Origin of the sequence: Yersinia thracica (assembly GCF_902170565.1) — a bacterium.
GTDB classification, from domain to species: domain Bacteria; phylum Pseudomonadota; class Gammaproteobacteria; order Enterobacterales; family Enterobacteriaceae; genus Yersinia; species Yersinia thracica.
The window spans coordinates 19455-35780 of the sequence record NZ_CABHXX010000055.1; the positions used below are offsets into that span (position 1 = coordinate 19455).

Sequence of the window (16326 nt, forward strand, 5' to 3'; positions counted from 1 at the left end):
TCAGTCATGAAGAAAATACCGCCAAATGGCATGACTTGAATCAATTCAGCTTGGTGTTTTTGCTATAATATTCAATATTAAGCTCATCAAGCTGATTTTCTGTACTGTTCGCCTGTGCAAGACATAATCGGCAAATAAATAATTTTAAAAAATCGCATCTACAAGTTCAGAGGTAGTCATGGTCAAGAAAATCGGTGTATTAACAAGCGGCGGTGATGCGCCAGGTATGAATGCAGCCATTCGTGGGGTTGTTCGTGCAGCTTTGTCAGCAGGATTAGAAGTTTACGGTATTGAAGATGGCTACCTTGGCTTGTTTGAGAATCGCATGAGGAAGCTGGACCGCTATAGCGTGTCAGATATGATTAACCGTGGCGGTACTTTCTTGGGTTCAGCGCGTTTCCCTGAGTTTCGAGATCCGGAAAAACGTAAAGTTGCCCTACAGAATATGAAAGACCGTGGCATTGATGGCTTGGTGGTTATCGGTGGCGACGGTTCTTATGCCGGTGCAGACTTACTCACCAAAGAAGGTGGGATTCACTGTATCGGCTTGCCGGGCACTATTGATAACGATGTCGCCGGGACTGACTATACCATCGGTTTCTTCACCGCACTGGGCACCGTGGTGGAAGCTATTGACCGCTTGCGTGATACTTCTTCTTCTCATCAGCGTATTTCCATCGTTGAAGTGATGGGCCGTTATTGTGGCGATTTGACTCTGGCGGCGGCTATTGCCGGGGGCTGCGAGTTTATTGCTATCCCTGAAGTTGAATTCAAACGTGAAGATTTGGTTGCTGAAATCAAAGCGGGCATCGAGAAAGGCAAAAAGCACGCGATCGTGGCCATTACTGAAAAACTGGACAATATCGACGAGCTGGCTAAATACATTGAGACAGAAACCGGTCGCGAAACCCGTGGTACTGTCTTGGGCCACATCCAGCGCGGTGGAGCTCCGGTTCCTTATGACCGTATTTTAGCTTCTCGTATGGGCGCTTATGCTGTTGATCTGCTGTTGGAAAATCATGATTATTCGCGCGGCGGCTTTTGCGTTGGGGTACAAAACGAGAAGATGGTGCATGAATTAATCTCCGTTTGTATCGCGCCAGAAAATAAGAAAAGTAAATTTAAAGAAGATTGGTACGATACTGCGAAAAAACTGTTCTAAAACAGCCATTCGCTTGATCGCTAAACCCTCGCAATTGCGGGGGTTTTTTATTTCCAGTCACTCATATATTCCGTATTGATATAATCAAAACTTTTTTATTCTTTAATTGACCGGAAAGTTTCTGGCACGCTCAGTATCAAGCCAACTAATTAAGTTAATAACAACAAATCTGGGGAGCGGGTCAATGCGTAAATGGGGTGTAGGTCTTTCATTACTGCTGCTGGCATCAGGTGCCATGGCAAAAGATATTCAATTGCTGAATGTGTCATATGATCCGACACGTGAATTTTATCAAGATTATAACCAAGCATTTAGTAAATATTGGCAAGAGAAAACCGGTGACAAGGTGACTGTGCGCCAATCACATGGCGGTTCTGGTAAGCAGGCGACCTCGGTGATTAATGGTATTGAAGCAGATGTTGTGACTTTGGCTCTGGCTTATGACGTCGATGCTATTGCTGAGCGTGGTCGTATTGATAAAGACTGGATCAAGCGCCTACCTGATAACTCCGCGCCTTACACTTCAACTATTGTTTTCCTGGTGCGTAAAGGGAACCCAAAACAGATTCATGATTGGTCAGATTTAGTGAAGCCGGGCATCTCGGTCATTACGCCGAACCCGAAAACCTCCGGTGGTGCGCGTTGGAACTATCTGGCGGCATGGGGCTACGCGCTAGAGCACAACAATAATGACCAGGCCAAGGCGCAAGAATTTGTCAAACAGTTGTATAAAAATGTGGAAGTTTTGGATTCTGGTGCGCGTGGGGCGACGAATACCTTCGTCGAACGTGGGATTGGCGATGTATTGATTGCCTGGGAAAATGAAGCTCTGCTGGCGGTGAATGAAGTAGGTAAAGACCAGTTTGATATCATCACGCCGAGTGTTTCTATTTTGGCTGAGCCGACTGTCTCGGTGGTGGATAAAGTGGTCGATAAGCGCGGTACCCGTGAAGTGGCTGATGCTTACTTAAAATACCTGTATTCACCGGAAGGCCAGACTATTGCCGCCAAGAATTACTATCGTCCACGTGATCCGGCTGTCGCCGCTAAGTTTGCTAATGAGTTCCCGAAACTGAAGTTGTTTACCATTGATGACGTTTTCGGTGGCTGGACTAAAGCCCAGCAGGTGCATTTTGCGACCGGCGGCGTATTCGACGAAATCAGTAAGCGATAAAATAAGTAAACAATGAAATAAGAAAAAATAACATAATGATTTGATAGCAGTAGTTGACTCAGTGCTCGTAAGTTAATGCTTACGGGCGCTTTGTTTTATTAGCCATTTTAACCCTCTGATTATTTTTATAATTCTTCTCTTTCTTACAGATAAAAACTCCCCGATTCGCCAGGCGGTGCTGAATAGTTTATTAAATTACTCAGACTAATAAAACTGCATGAATTAGGGGGAGAATAAAATGAATATAAATGGGGCCAGCAATACTGGTTGGAGCTCAGATGGCACTCAAGACTTGCAGCCAGAACCCCGGCCATTGAAGAACGTCAGCACTTCATCGGCACATTCAATCGATGAAGATTTTAATTGTTTTGAGGAGGGCTGTTTAGAGAGTACACCGACCTATACAGCTCCCATAATAGAAAACAGAAAAGACCCCGAGGGTATAAAGCCGGATGACTATCGTGCAGGTAAAGATGCATATCTGGGCGCGGTTTTATTAAAAGAAATCAATCGTGATGGGAAAGCACCTTTATGGCTACGGCCATTGGCTGCTTTGCTTTCGTTCTTTGGTATCCAAGGTTTCGGCCAAACTAATTGTGTGTCTTGTGCCACTGCTGTGGTTGATACATTGACCGATAATTCTCTATACCGAGCTTTACCTGAATTGAGGGGGGCGCGAGTCGCAGGGAATATGTTAACACTGCTTCAGTCAGGGTTATCCGCTCAGGTGTTTGCTGATCATTTAAGTGGTTATAAAAAGGATAATGAGTTATTTGCTGTTATTGCTATTAATCGTCCAGCCTTACGGAGTTGGTTACCCGGTGCGATAGATGGGCATGCCTGTAATCTGATTAAATTTAAAGATAGCAATATTATTCATTTGTTTGATGCCCAAAAGATGAAGCATTTTAGCTGTGAGCTGAGTGAAATTGCAGGAAGTCACGCTGAGATTTTGGATTTCCTTGGTTCCATTGAAGAGAATGGGATTAATCTGTGGGAAGACAGAGCAAGGAACAGCTAGTAAAAAAGCCGGAGCATCATCTGCCCCAGCTTAATCAGCCGCTTATACCTAAATTAGGCTTTTTTAGCTTTTGCAGCAGCTTTCACGATAACGGCGAATGCATCCGCTTTCAGTGATGCACCGCCAACCAGCGCGCCATCGATGTCTGGCTGGGTGAACAATTCTGCTGCATTTTTATCATTCACGGAACCGCCGTACTGAATGATAACTTGTGCGGCAACCGCGGCATCAAGCTTGGCAATATGGTCACGGATAAATTTGTGAACCGCTTGCGCCTGTGCTGGAGTTGCTGATTTGCCGGTGCCGATAGCCCAGATTGGCTCATAAGCAATAACCGCGCCTTCGAATGCTTTCACACCCAAGGTATTCAGCACGGCGTCCAGTTGTTTGGCGCAAACAGCTTCAGTTTGACCCGCTTCGTTTTCTGCTTCAGTTTCGCCGATGCACAATACGGGGATCAGGCCGATTTCTTTCAGTACGCCAAATTTCTTCGCAATGAATTCATCACTTTCGTTGTGATAAGTACGGCGCTCAGAGTGACCGATAATGATGTATTGAGCACCAACATCTTTCAGCATTTCAGCAGAAGTTTCGCCGGTAAATGCGCCGGATAGATTCACATCAACGTTTTGTGCGCCCAGCGCGATGCGGCTACCTGACAGCTCATGCTTAGCTTGATTCAGATAGATAGCCGGTGGGGCAATAGCCACGCCACAGCCGTCAACAGTGCTCAATTCTTTACGCAGGCCAGCGATAAGCTCGTTAACCATGTGAGTGCTACCGTTCAGCTTCCAGTTACCCATAACTAATGGATGACGCATGTTTCTTCCTCCAACAAGGGGACGCGAGGGTCAATAATAATGACTGCCCGACAGGCAGTTTACCTGTCCAACAGTATAGAGATGATTAGCGGTAATGGCTTTGCTTTTCGTCATTAATTGCGGCGAGATTATGCTTCAGATAGTGATAGCTTAATCGGTTCAACAGCGAAGGTAAGCCCTTTTTCGCCATTATCTGCCACAACATAGCGAATTGCGCCGACAGGATGGACGAAGAAAGGTGAACCTTTGCCTTTCATCAGCAATTGTTGCACGTTGCTGATACTTTGTTCGAGTGTGAGTGTGGGTTCAAACTGGCGCATCAGGGCCGCCATGTAATTAACCGCTATCAGCCGGGCCGCTTTTTCCTCGCTTCCTTTGATTGGCAAATAGGTAATTTGTAAGGTTTTAATTTTCCCCGTTCCTTTCTCCAATGCGGTTGAAGCATAGAGATTTTCGTTAATCTTACTGGCAGCACGGGTCAGCGGCGGCACATCATCTTTTACTATGATGGCGTGAAACTCACTGATAGGCAGCGTCGGGTTGGCGTGATTATAACTTTCACGGAATTTAACCAGCGTTAAATCAAAGGTTGGCGCGCCGGAAAGCAGATAAGGAGCTGTTGGCTGAGTGTCTTCTGCCGGCTGTTCATCGCCAGCTTCGGGATCGGCATGAGCGCGGCTAACCGCTGCTATTAGCAGCAGTATTGTCAGCATTGCGGTTATTTCTTTTCTCATGACTTACGCCGTTGTTTGCAGTTTGTGTAGGGGATTAAAGCGGTAATTGGGGGTGATTGTCAAAATTCACTGCAAAGAGTATAGGTTAGTTACGGCGTTGAGTTACTCTATTGTCCATACCAACTTTACGTTATACCCGTCATACTTCAAGCTGCATGTGCGTTGGCTACGCTCAATAACCCGAATCACTTACTTATGTAAGCTCATCGGGATTATCTCTCTTACCGCCTTCCTGCAACTCGGATTATTTTGGGTATATATCAGTTAAATGGATCAGGTCATTGATGACAATACAGCAATGGTGTTTCTCGTTAAAAGGCCGTATCGGGCGGCGTGATTTTTGGATTTGGATTGGGCTGTGGTTACTGGCAATGCTGGTTATCTTTACGTTGGCCGGGCAGAATTGGCTCACCACTCAGACCGCTGCTTTTGCTATTGTTTTTCTACTGTGGCCCACGGCAACAGTGGTCGTCAAACGGCTACATGACCGCAATAAAGCCGGTTGGTGGGCGCTATTGGTGGTGTTGGCCTGGATGTTAATGGCGGGTAACTGGCAGATGCTAGCGCCCATCTGGCAATGGGGTGTTGGGCGGTTTATTCCCACACTAATTATTGTCATGATGTTTATTGATTGTGGCGCATTTCTCGGGACCGAGGGTGACAATCGTTTTGGCCCAGAAGCGTTACCGGTGAAGTTTCTGGCTGAAAAAACACCGCAGTAAATAGGGTTTGATAAGGTAAAAAGGGCCAGATGGCCCTTTACCAATACTGTTTATTACTAATACTGTTTATTACCAATACTGCTCGCTGGTCATATGCCCCGGTTTACGGCGTAAATGTTTACGCATTTCCCGCTGTTCTTTCAACAATTGCTGGGTGTCTCGCACCATTTGCGGGTTACCGCACAGCATGACATGGCTGTCTTGAGCATCAATTTTCAAGCCGACAGCGGCTTCCAGTGCACCATTTTCAATCAGTGCCGGAACCCTGCCCGTCAATGACCCCGGTGACTCTTCACGGCTGACAACGGTCTGAATTCGCAGTTTGCCGTTATAGCGTTGCTCAAGCTGCTGCATCAATGGCAGATAGCTGAGGTCGCGGGCAAAGCGCGCAGCATGAACCAGCACCAGATTTTTAAAGCGCTCTAAATCGCGCCCTTCCTGCAAAATAGACAGATACGGGCCAATAGCGGTGCCTGTTGCCAGCATCCATAGCGTGTCGCAATCCGGAATTTCTTCCAGCACAAAGAAGCCCGCCGCTTGCTTGGTCACCATCACTTCGCCACCCACTGTCAGTTGGTCAAGTCGCGGGCTGAGTTTCCCCTCGGGCACGGTGACCAGATAGAACTCCAGATTATCGTCACTTGGTGCATTGACGTAGGAATAGGCCCGCTGTACCCGCTCGCCGTTGATATCTAATGCCAGCTTGGCAAATTGACCGGCGGTAAAGGGATCAATTGGCGCATTGACCCGAATGCTGAACAGCGAGTCAGTCCAGTGTTCAATGTGAGTAATTTTGCCACTAACCCATTCAGCCATAATTCTGATTCCCTTTTTCAAATACTTATCGAAAGTAGTACCTAAAGCGCTGCCGGTATTTTAGGGGATATTAGTAGAAAATATTATCGATTAAATGTTATCTCCTTACGCCATGAGTGCCACTGTAGTGTTCGGGGGCCGGAAACGAATATATGGACAGTTAACTTTACGCCAGTGGTGTTTTTATCTGCCAGCCGACCTTTTAGCAATATGTCGTGCTGGCTCGCTAAAAAATCTGAATTTGTTAGCTTATGCGCCAAGTGAGTTGTGTCACAAAAATAGTGGGGTGCTCGCAAAATATGGCTTTTTACGGCCAGATGGGTGCGGCACGAGGTCCGGCTAACAATTTGTTAATAGCTAAGATAATGAGAAAAATAGAGAATTTCCACCTGCTGGTGATGTTGATTCTGTTGGTGGCTGTCGGTCAGATGGCGCAAACCATTTACGTCCCTGTTATTGCGGATATCGCCCGCGACTTTTCAGTGCGCACTGGCACGGTGCAGCGCGTCATGGCGGCCTATCTGTTGACTTATGGCTTCTCGCAACTGATTTATGGCCCACTGTCTGACCGGGTTGGGCGTCGGCCGGTCATTCTGGTGGGTATGATGATATTCATGTTGGGCGCATTGGGGGCCTGGCTGGCAAATAGTTTGCCCATGCTGGTCGCAGCCAGTGCTTTGCAGGGCATGGGCACTGGGGTTGCGGGAGTGATGGCGCGAACTATGCCGCGAGATTTATATGGCGGCACGGCGCTACGCTACGCCAACAGTATGTTGAACATGGGGATTTTGGTCAGCCCGCTCTTGGCCCCGATTATTGGTGGGGTGTTGGCCAGTCTGTTTGGCTGGCGTGCAAGCTACGCATTTCTGCTTTTTTTATGTGGTGGGGTGGCATTTTGCATGTTTCGCTGGTTACCGGAAACTCGGCCACAACAAACTGAAAAACGACGAATGCTGGCCAGTTTCCGCTTATTGTTCTCTGACCGCGCTTTTAGCTGTTATCTGGTGATGTTGATTGGTGCATTAGCGGGTATTGCGGTATTTGAAGCCAGTGCGGGCGTGTTGATGGGCGGCGTGCTGGGGCTAAGCGGGGTGACGGTCAGTATTTTATTTATCCTGCCGATTCCGGCGGCGTTTTTTGGCGCGTGGTACGCCGGTCGCGACAGTAAAACTTTCCATAACCTGATGTGGCACTCGGTGATCAGCTGTCTGCTGGCGGGTTTGATGATGTGGATACCCGGTTGGTTTGGCATTATGAATATTTGGACGCTGGTGATACCGGCTGCGCTATTCTTCTTTGGGGCTGGGATGCTGTTCCCGCTGGCCACCACCGGGGCAATGGAGCCTTTCCCTTATCTGGCCGGTGCTGCGGGGGCTTTGATTGGAGGGTTGCAGAATGTCGGGTCAGGTCTGGCGACGTGGTTGTCAGCCATGCTGCCACAAACTGGGCAATTCAGCTTAGGGCTGTTGATGTTTGCTATGGCGGTATTGATTTTGCTGTGCTGGTGGCCATTATCTCACCGGATGCAGCCGCAAGAACACCGTGTTTAAGTCGCTAATAGTATTGTGAGCGAAAGGGTTATCGCACCCAGGGGCACTTCGGTCGCTTACGCGACTACGACCCCAACGGCACGTTTCCCCTTCGTTTGATTTTATCAGCCGCCTATGTTTTATGCTTTGCTAAAGAGCTAGTTAGCCGAGTTACAGTAAGAACTCATGCAATGCCGGATCTTTGCGGTCAAGGAAATGAGTCGAGCGGATACGGCGAATAGTGCGGGATTTACCGCGAATCAGCAGTGTCTCGGTGGTCGCCATGTTTCCTTTGCGATAAATGCCTTCCAGCAGGTCACCTTTGGTAATCCCAGTGGCAGAGAAAATCACATTATCATTGCGAGCCATATCCCCCAATAACAGCACGTTACCGGCTTCGATACCCATTGATTTGCAGCGTACCAGCTCTTGTTCGCCAATGCGGCGGTTGTCTTCATTATCGCCTTTGACTTGATGGCGCGCTAATAAACGGCCTTGCATATCGCCGTCCAATGCACGGATTACCGCAGCAGAAATCACCCCTTCAGGTGCTCCGCCGATGCAGTACATCACATCCACTTCACTTTCTGGCATGCAGGTTAAAATAGAGGCCGCGACATCGCCATCGGGAATAGCAAACACTTTGACACCAAGTTGCTGCATTTCGGCGATGATGCCGTCATGACGCGGTTTGGCTAGCGTGATAACAGTTAAGTCAGTCAGTGGTTTATTCAACTTGATGGCAACATTGCGCAAGTTGAGTTCTAGCGGCAGGTTCAGGTCGATTACTCCTTTAGCGCCAGGGCCAACCACCAGTTTTTCCATATACATATCAGGTGCATGTAAAAATGTGCCTTTATCTCCCACCGCCAGCACGGCCAGCGCATTGGCCTGACCCATGGCAGTCATGCGGGTACCTTCAATAGGGTCAACGGCGATATCAACGGCATCGCCTTGGCCAGTACCGACGTGCTCACCAATAAACAGCATCGGGGCTTCATCGATTTCACCTTCGCCGATAACAATTTGCCCATCAATATTGACCTGATTGAGCATAATACGCATGGCTTGAACAGCAGCGCCGTCGGCAGCATTTTTATCGCCCCGACCCAGCCACTTATAGCCCGCCAGCGCAGCAGCTTCGGTGACACGAGAAAACTCGATGGCTAGTTCACGTTTCATGGTTAGACCTGTTAATTGAGGTGGTAATAGAAGAAGAATGTAAGCTGGAATTCTACCATCTTTGTGACGTGAAGCCGTAGGGTGTCTTTGGGGGTGATGAGATTTTTCACAATAAAAAACGCGCTATCGGGGGGGATGGCGCGTTATAGAGAGCTTAAAACAGACTCGATTTTACCGGCGGGCCGTTATTCTTCGTGATCTTCCCAAGCTTGAGCTCGGGCCACTGCTTTCTTCCAGCCTTTATAGCGGAAGTCACGCTCGGTGGTTTCGATCCCTGGACGGAATTCGCGCTCAATGGTGGCTTTGCTCTTCACTTCGTCCAAATCATTCCAGAAGCCCGTCGCCAGACCCGCGAGGAATGCGGCACCCAGCGCCGTGCTTTCACGCACTGCCGGGCGCTCAACACGCGTGCCCAGAATGTCGGCTTGGAATTGCATCAGGAAGTTGTTCGCAACCGCGCCGCCATCAACACGCAGTGACTTCAGGCGTTCACCTGAATCCGCTTGCATCGCATCCAGTACATCACGAGTTTGATAAGCAATAGACTCGAGGGTGGCGCGGATAATGTGGTTGCTGTTAACACCACGGGTCAGGCCGAAAATCGCGCCACGGGCATACGGGTCCCAATAAGGAGCACCTAACCCAGTGAAAGCAGGCACCACATACACGCCGTTGCTGTCTTTCACTTTGGTGGCAAAATACTCGGAGTCGGTGGCATCACTGATCAGTTTCAGCTCATCACGCAGCCATTGGATGGATGCGCCGCCAATAAATACCGCGCCTTCCAGCGCATAGTTGACTTCGCCGCGTGGGCCGCAGGCAATGGTGGTGAGTAGGCCATGATTGGATTGAACCGCTTCTGTACCGGTGTTCATCAGCAGGAAGCAGCCTGTTCCGTAAGTATTTTTTGCCATGCCCGGTTGTACACAAAGCTGGCCGAACAGCGCGGCTTGTTGGTCACCGGCGATACCGGCGATAGGAATACGCGTTCCGCCTTTACCCCCAATGTTGGTCTGGCCGTAAATTTCTGAGGATGGGCGAACTTCTGGCAGCATGGATCGCGGGATATTCAGCGCTTTCAGCATGCGCTCGTCCCACTCTTTGGTGCGAATATTAAACATCATGGTCCGTGATGCGTTGGTGTAATCCGTTACGTGTACGCGGCCTTGCGTCATGTTCCACACCAGCCAGGTGTCTACGGTACCAAACAGCAACTCGCCGCGCTCAGCGCGGTCACGAGCGCCTTCTACGTTATCAAGGATCCACTTCACTTTGGTGCCGGAGAAGTAAGGGTCAACCACTAGCCCGGTGTTGTGGCGGATGTACTCTTCCAGACCTTCTTTTTTCAGTTTCTCGCAGATTTCAGCGGTACGGCGGCACTGCCAAACAATAGCGTTATACACCGGCTTACCGGTCGCTTTGTCCCAAACGATGGTGGTTTCACGTTGGTTGGTAATACCGATACCGGCAATTTCGTCAGAACTGATGCCGGCTTTGGCCAGCACTTCGACCAATGTGGAGCTTTGCGTAGCCCAGATTTCCATGGGGTCATGCTCAACCCAACCCGCTTTCGGGTAAATTTGGGTGAATTCACGCTGGGAAACACTCACGATATTGGCATCGTGGTCCAGCACCACTGCTCTGGAGCTGGTGGTTCCTTGATCAAGCGCGACAATGTATTTCTTTTGAGTAGTATTTTCAGTTGTCATAGTTAGCCTACTTTTTAAGTGACAGTATCTAATATTTACGCTTTGCGTTCTGTGGTCGTAACCGTGGTTTCTTCATCTTCAATGGCGCACACATCGCATGGCAAATGGCGGCCAATCAGAGCACGATAACCGAATGCACCTACCAATGCGCCGACAATTGGCCCGAAGATAGGGACTAAGAAGTAAGGAATATCACGCCCGCCAGTGAAGGCGATTTCACCCCAACCTGCAAAATAAGCAAATAGTTTTGGACCAAAGTCACGCGCCGGGTTTAAGGCGAACCCGGTCAGTGGCCCCATTGAGCCGCCGATAACGGCAATCAAAATACCAATCAGCAGGGGTGCCAGTGGGCCGCGTGGAATACCGTTACCGTCGTCAGTCAGTGCCAAGATAAGACACATCAAAATAGCGGTAATGACCGTTTCAACCAAGAATGCCTGGAAAACAGAAATATGTGGATTTGGATAAGTAGAGAAAATACCGGCCAGATTCAGACTTTCAACACTGCCGCGTGCTATCTGATGAGTCTGTTCAAAATCGATGAACAGGTTGTAGTAGAGGCCGAACACTAAGGCCGCAGCACAAAATGCACCGGCAATCTGTGCCAAAATGTAGGGAATAACTTTACTGCGATCAAAGCAGGCAAATAGCCATAAGGCAATAGTCACTGCTGGATTAAGGTGAGCACCTGAAATTGCTGCTGTGAGATAAATGGCCATGGCAACCCCCAGGCCCCAAATGATACTAATTTCCCACTGCCCAAAACTGGCACCTGCCAATTTTAATGCAGCGACACAGCCCACACCAAAAAAGATAAGTAGAGCAGTACCGAGAAACTCCGCGATACATTGGCCCTTCAAGGTCGAACTAGCGGTTTGGCTCATAGTAGATGTCCTAGAGACAGAGATTTATAGGGTATTTCTTATTTTTGCCCTCCGGAGTGCGGAGGGAGTGATGTAAATTTATCGTTAACGAGCACAAACGAGAAATAGCGAAATCAAAATGTGTGTGGTGCGTCATAAAAATGAGCGATTTCGCGTTATTCGCGGATGTTAAGGGACTTTGAAAGTGTGATCAGACCAGTGCTTTCTCTCCCAGTTGTTAAAGCTGTGTATCACTTAGCTGGATGGGCGGTAAGTGTTTTTCGGCTTTCACTGATAGTTACTGACACGAAATTGCTACAGAGTGTGGTTTGTACCGGTATGGCGCTAGACAGGGGGAGACTGGCTACATACAATCGCTCTACAAGGGCATCGCCTTATAAGACTATCGTTTTTATCATATTGCGTCGCCTGTGCGATGGGACGCCTAAAACATAGCGCTTGTTACACTAGTTTGTTGGATATATAGCGCGATAAGTATTCACAGCAGTTTCATTCGCCGATAGTTACTGCGGTTTGCGTGGCAACTGAAGTTAGAAATGATGACTGCGACCAAAGGATGTACGCCTTGCGACTCATAAGGGGACCGAAGAATGTCATTTGAAGTATTTGAGAAATTGGAAGTTAAAGTTCAGCAGGCGATTGATACCATCACTCTGTTACAGATGGAAATTGAAGAGCTGAAAGAGAAAAATAACACCTTGTCCCAAGAAGTTCAGGAAGCGGCAGGTGGCCGTGAAGCGCTAGTGCGCGAAAATGAGCAATTGAAACAAGAACAGCATGTTTGGCAGGATCGTCTGCGTGCTCTGTTGGGAAAGATGGAAGAAGTCTGAGTGCCAGTTGGCTTAAAGCATCATCAATATATTGCTGAAAGCCGCTAGTTACGCAGCTTGTTCGAGTACGAAAGGCAAAAAGGGCGATATTGATATCGCCCTTTCTATACCCGTCTTCCTGCAACTCGAATTATTTAGGGTATAGTTGATAAACCAGAGAGATATTATTCAATATCCAAAGGTTCTTCTGACAAGATGATCCCGGTGTTGTCTGCGTACAAGTGGTCACCGGAGAAGAATGTCACCCCGCCAAAGTTAACGCGGATATCACTCTCACCAATACCCTCATCTGCGGCACCGACCGGAATAGCGGCCATCGCCTGGATACCAATATCCAATTCGGCCAGTTCATCAACCTGACGGACAGCACCGTAAACAACAATGCCTTCCCACTCGTTTTTTAACGCCAAATCAGCGAGTTCAGCATTGATTAATGCACGGCGCACTGAGCCACCGCCATCGACGACTAAAACACGGCCAAGACCATTTTCTTCGAGCAGGTCAAACAACAAGCCGTTATCTTCGAAACATTTTACAGTAGTAATCTTGCCACCAAATGAAGTGCGCCCGCCAAAATTGGAGAACAGGGGTTCTACCACATTGACCTCTTCATGATAGATGTCACAGAGTTCGGAAGTATCATATTTCATAGGATTAACGTCTGGTTGCGGCTGGGATGTTAAGTATATCTCTTTCTGGCCGCTGTTGGCAAAATCATCAATTGTTAAATTTCTCCGGACCGGTTTATCGGCTGTTGCCCGGAGAAAGAAACCGGCGGGGTTAACTGAGCACCAGGCCGATAGCAAACAGAATATTGGTCAATAACGCGGCTTTGACCATGTGCTCGAGCATGGGGCGCATCCCCGCGGCGGTGGGTTCACGCAGCACAAATAGTGCGTGCTTGACCAGCAAGGGAACTGCCAGAATAAAGAGCCAACCTGCCCAATTATGCAGATACAGAATATTGAATAATGCCAGACAGAAGATAGCTGCCGTGATCAGCAGGGCATGATAATAACGAGCAACCACCGGGCCTAAACGCACTGCCAGTGTGTTCTTGCCATTGGCTTTGTCATTTTCGATATCACGCAAATTATTAATATTTAAAACGGCCGTCGCCAGTAAACCACAGGCGGTGGCGGGTAGCATGACGATACTGTCAAAGTGCCCAGCTTGAAGATAGTAAGTCCCTGCGACGCTCAGCCAGCCGAAGAAAACCAATACTGAAATATCACCTAACCCCATATAACCATAGGGTTTACTACCCACGGTGTAGGTAATTGCGGCTACAATGGCCATCAGCCCAAGCAGTAAAAAGCCTAAAATGTCGCTGGGTTTTTCGCAGGCCACGGCAATAAGCGCGATACCTGAAATGACGGTCATGCTAACAGTGATGATAAGCGCGACTTTCATTTGCTGGCGCGTAATCATCCCTTTTTGCATACCGCGCAATGGCCCGATACGTTCTTCGGTATCACTGCCCTTGATAGCATCGCCATAATCATTGGCGAGATTGGACAAAATTTGCAGCAGGCCAGCGGTTAATAAGGCGAGCAAGGCGACAGCGGGTTTAAAACTATCGAGCCAGACAGCCAGTGCTGAACCGGTAACGATAGAGGCAAAGGCCAGTGGCAGCGTTCTTGGCCGCAGGCTTTCCAGCCAAGCCTGGGTCTGGCTGGTATTAGTTGATAGGCTCATTTTCTGCTTCATTTTATAGGAGTCTGGTCCGCCCATATCGGCGAGTTAATAAAATAAGAGTGGGAGGCATCGCCTCCCACTCAATATTAATTTGGCGAACCATTTTATCCAGCAAAGGCTTATAAAGCGAATTATAGGATAAAACGACTCAAATCTTCATCGGCTACCAGCTCATCCAGATGTTTACCCACATATGCCGCGTCAATAGTGATGGACTGACCATTACTTTCGCTTGCGTCATAAGAGATATCTTCCATCAGACGTTCCAACACGGTATGCAAGCGACGTGCGCCAATATTCTCGGTGCGCTCATTAACCTGCCATGCCGCTTCCGCGATTTTGCGAATACCTTCACGGGTAAACTCAACCGTCACCCCTTCAGTTGCCATCAGCGCTTTGTACTGTTCAGTCAACGAAGCACTCGGCTCAGTCAAGATGCGTTCAAAATCATCGGTGGTCAGCGCCTGCAATTCTACACGGATTGGCAAGCGACCTTGCAATTCCGGGATAAGATCTGATGGGCTGGAGACTTGGAATGCGCCGGAGGCAATAAACAGGATATGGTCTGTTTTCACCATGCCGTGTTTGGTTGATACGGTGCAGCCCTCAACCAATGGCAGCAAGTCACGTTGTACCCCTTCACGGGACACATCCGGGCCTGAAGTCTGGCCGCGTTTACAGATTTTATCGATTTCGTCGATAAACACGATACCGTGTTGCTCAACCGCATCAATCGCCTGCTGCTTCAGCTCTTCTGGATTGACTAACTTCGCGCCTTCTTCCTCAATCAGCAGTTTAAATGCTTCTTTGATTTTGATTTTGCGCGGTTTTTGTTTCTGGCCAGCAATGTTCTGGAACATCGATTGCAGCTGGTTAGTCATCTCTTCCATGCCCGGAGGGGCCATGATTTCAACACCGACCGGTGATGCCGCCAGATCAATTTCAATCTCTTTGTCATCAAGCTGACCTTCGCGCAGTTTTTTGCGGAAAGCCTGGCGAGTCGCGGATGGCTCTTGAGTTTCATCCGGTTGGCCCCAGTTATTCTTGGCCGGTGGGATCAGCACATCCAGAATACGTTCTTCGGCCAATTCTTCCGCCCGATAACGCATTTTCTCAATGGATTGATGACGAACCATTTTCACCGCTGCATCGGTCAGATCGCGGATAATAGAATCAACTTCTTTACCTACATAGCCCACTTCGGTGAACTTGGTGGCTTCTACTTTGATAAACGGCGCATTGGCCAGTTTTGCCAGACGGCGGGCAATTTCAGTTTTACCCACGCCGGTCGGGCCGATCATCAGAATATTTTTAGGAGTAACTTCGTGGCGCAGCTCTTCGTTAAGCTGCATCCGACGCCAGCGGTTACGCAGGGCAATGGCCACTGCACGTTTAGCTTTATCCTGGCCGATAATATAGCTATCAAGTTCGCTGACAATCTCGCGTGGGGTCATTTCAGACATGTCACTCTATCCTTACGCTTTATGTGTTGATAACGTTTCGTACGTTAATTCTTCAATGGTTTGGAAGCGGTTGGTGTAGATACAGATATCCCCCGCAATGCTCAGTGATTTTTCCACGATATCCCGCGCACCCAATTCAGTATTTTCTAGCAGCGCGCGCGCGGCAGACTGGGCATAAGGCCCACCGGAACCGATAGCAATCAGGTCATCTTCAGGCTGAACCACATCACCATTACCGGTGATGATGAGTGATGCGGTTTCATCAGCAACAGCCAAGAGTGCTTCGAGTTTGCGTAACATGCGGTCAGTGCGCCAATCTTTGGCTAATTCAACCGCCGCTTTAGTCAGGTGTCCCTGGTGCATCTCCAGTTTGCGTTCAAATAGCTCAAATAGTGTAAAGGCATCGGCAGTACCGCCAGCAAACCCAGCAATGACTTTATTGTTATAAAGGCGGCGTACTTTCTTGGCGTTGCCTTTCATTACGGTATTGCCCAGAGTGACCTGGCCATCACCACCGATAACTACATGACCATTACGGCGTACACTTACAATTGTTGTCACGAGCGGACCCTCGTTGCGGA

Annotated in this window: 16 protein-coding genes; 6 read left to right on the forward strand and 10 right to left on the reverse strand. The window is 48.6% G+C overall.

Translation table 11 applies throughout. From position 1 onward, the window contains the following. Nucleotides 1–178: 178 nt before the first annotated feature. The 3 genes from pfkA to FTA91_RS06375 all read left to right on the forward strand — a co-directional run bounded on the left by pfkA (nt 179) and on the right by FTA91_RS06375 (nt 3357). Nucleotides 179–1162, forward strand: a complete 984-nt coding sequence (gene pfkA / locus FTA91_RS06365) for a 6-phosphofructokinase (RefSeq protein WP_050114771.1) — start codon at nt 179–181, stop codon at nt 1160–1162. Between the two features lie 184 nt (nt 1163–1346). Next, nucleotides 1347–2336, forward strand: a complete 990-nt coding sequence (locus FTA91_RS06370) for a sulfate ABC transporter substrate-binding protein (protein WP_050114769.1) — start codon at nt 1347–1349, stop codon at nt 2334–2336. 238 nt (nt 2337–2574) lie between these two features. Then, nucleotides 2575–3357 (forward strand): hypothetical protein, encoded by a 783-nt coding sequence (locus tag FTA91_RS06375; RefSeq protein WP_050114767.1) that lies wholly within the window; start codon nt 2575–2577, stop codon nt 3355–3357. 53 nt (nt 3358–3410) lie between these two features. Here the strand turns inward: FTA91_RS06375 and tpiA are convergent, their stop codons facing one another. Further along, nucleotides 3411–4178, reverse strand: a complete 768-nt coding sequence (tpiA, locus tag FTA91_RS06380; protein WP_004392229.1) for a triose-phosphate isomerase — start codon at nt 4176–4178, stop codon at nt 3411–3413. 128 nt (nt 4179–4306) lie between these two features. Continuing rightward, nucleotides 4307–4912, reverse strand: coding sequence for a DUF1454 family protein (locus tag FTA91_RS06385; RefSeq protein ID WP_050114766.1), 606 nt, complete (start codon nt 4910–4912; stop codon nt 4307–4309). Nucleotides 4913–5196: 284 nt separating this feature from the next. On the opposite strand from FTA91_RS06385, the gene FTA91_RS06390 reads away from it, so the two are divergent. Then, on the forward strand, nt 5197–5634 hold the full coding sequence (locus FTA91_RS06390; protein ID WP_145535710.1) for a DUF805 domain-containing protein: 438 nt from the start codon (nt 5197–5199) through the stop codon (nt 5632–5634). Nucleotides 5635–5703: 69 nt separating this feature from the next. Here the strand turns inward: FTA91_RS06390 and fpr are convergent, their stop codons facing one another. Further along, nucleotides 5704–6450, reverse strand: coding sequence for a ferredoxin--NADP(+) reductase (gene fpr, locus FTA91_RS06395; RefSeq protein ID WP_050114761.1), 747 nt, complete (start codon nt 6448–6450; stop codon nt 5704–5706). Nucleotides 6451–6815: 365 nt separating this feature from the next. Between fpr and emrD the strand changes: the two genes are divergently transcribed. Continuing rightward, nucleotides 6816–8000: a multidrug efflux MFS transporter EmrD gene (gene emrD / locus FTA91_RS06400; RefSeq protein WP_050114892.1), complete on the forward strand. Its 1185-nt coding sequence runs from the start codon at nt 6816–6818 to the stop codon at nt 7998–8000. 150 nt (nt 8001–8150) lie between these two features. Here the strand turns inward: emrD and glpX are convergent, their stop codons facing one another. The 3 genes from glpX to FTA91_RS06415 all read right to left on the reverse strand — a co-directional run bounded on the left by glpX (nt 8151) and on the right by FTA91_RS06415 (nt 11754). Further along, a complete protein-coding gene (glpX, locus tag FTA91_RS06405) occupies nt 8151–9161 on the reverse strand; it encodes a class II fructose-bisphosphatase (protein ID WP_050114759.1) in 1011 nt (336 codons plus the stop codon). A 185-nt stretch (nt 9162–9346) separates the two neighbouring features. After that, complete coding sequence (gene glpK / locus FTA91_RS06410) at nt 9347–10870, reverse strand: glycerol kinase GlpK (RefSeq protein WP_050114756.1); 1524 nt, start codon at nt 10868–10870, stop codon at nt 9347–9349. Between the two features lie 35 nt (nt 10871–10905). Next, entirely contained in the window at nt 10906–11754 is an 849-nt protein-coding gene (locus FTA91_RS06415; RefSeq protein ID WP_050114754.1) for an MIP/aquaporin family protein, read from the reverse strand. A gap of 590 nt (nt 11755–12344) precedes the next feature. Here FTA91_RS06415 and zapB point away from each other — a divergent pair. Next, nucleotides 12345–12584 (forward strand): septal ring assembly protein ZapB, encoded by a 240-nt coding sequence (gene zapB, locus FTA91_RS06425; RefSeq protein ID WP_004392238.1) that lies wholly within the window; start codon nt 12345–12347, stop codon nt 12582–12584. Nucleotides 12585–12748: 164 nt separating this feature from the next. Here zapB and rraA read toward each other — a convergent pair whose 3' ends face one another. The 4 genes from rraA to hslV form a co-directional block, all read right to left on the reverse strand. Continuing rightward, nucleotides 12749–13234: a ribonuclease E activity regulator RraA gene (rraA, locus tag FTA91_RS06430; protein ID WP_038637991.1), complete on the reverse strand. Its 486-nt coding sequence runs from the start codon at nt 13232–13234 to the stop codon at nt 12749–12751. A gap of 130 nt (nt 13235–13364) precedes the next feature. Beyond that, nucleotides 13365–14282 carry a 1,4-dihydroxy-2-naphthoate polyprenyltransferase gene (locus FTA91_RS06435; protein ID WP_145535706.1) on the reverse strand — a complete coding sequence of 306 codons (918 nt, stop codon included), beginning with the start codon at nt 14280–14282 and terminating at the stop codon, nt 13365–13367. Between the two features lie 131 nt (nt 14283–14413). Beyond that, the gene (hslU, locus tag FTA91_RS06440; RefSeq protein ID WP_004392241.1) at nt 14414–15745 is read right to left on the reverse strand and encodes an HslU--HslV peptidase ATPase subunit; all 1332 of its coding nucleotides are present in this window, start codon (nt 15743–15745) and stop codon (nt 14414–14416) included. Between the two features lie 12 nt (nt 15746–15757). After that, nucleotides 15758–16306: an ATP-dependent protease subunit HslV gene (hslV, locus tag FTA91_RS06445; RefSeq protein ID WP_038638000.1), complete on the reverse strand. Its 549-nt coding sequence runs from the start codon at nt 16304–16306 to the stop codon at nt 15758–15760. Nucleotides 16307–16326: the final 20 nt, after the last annotated feature.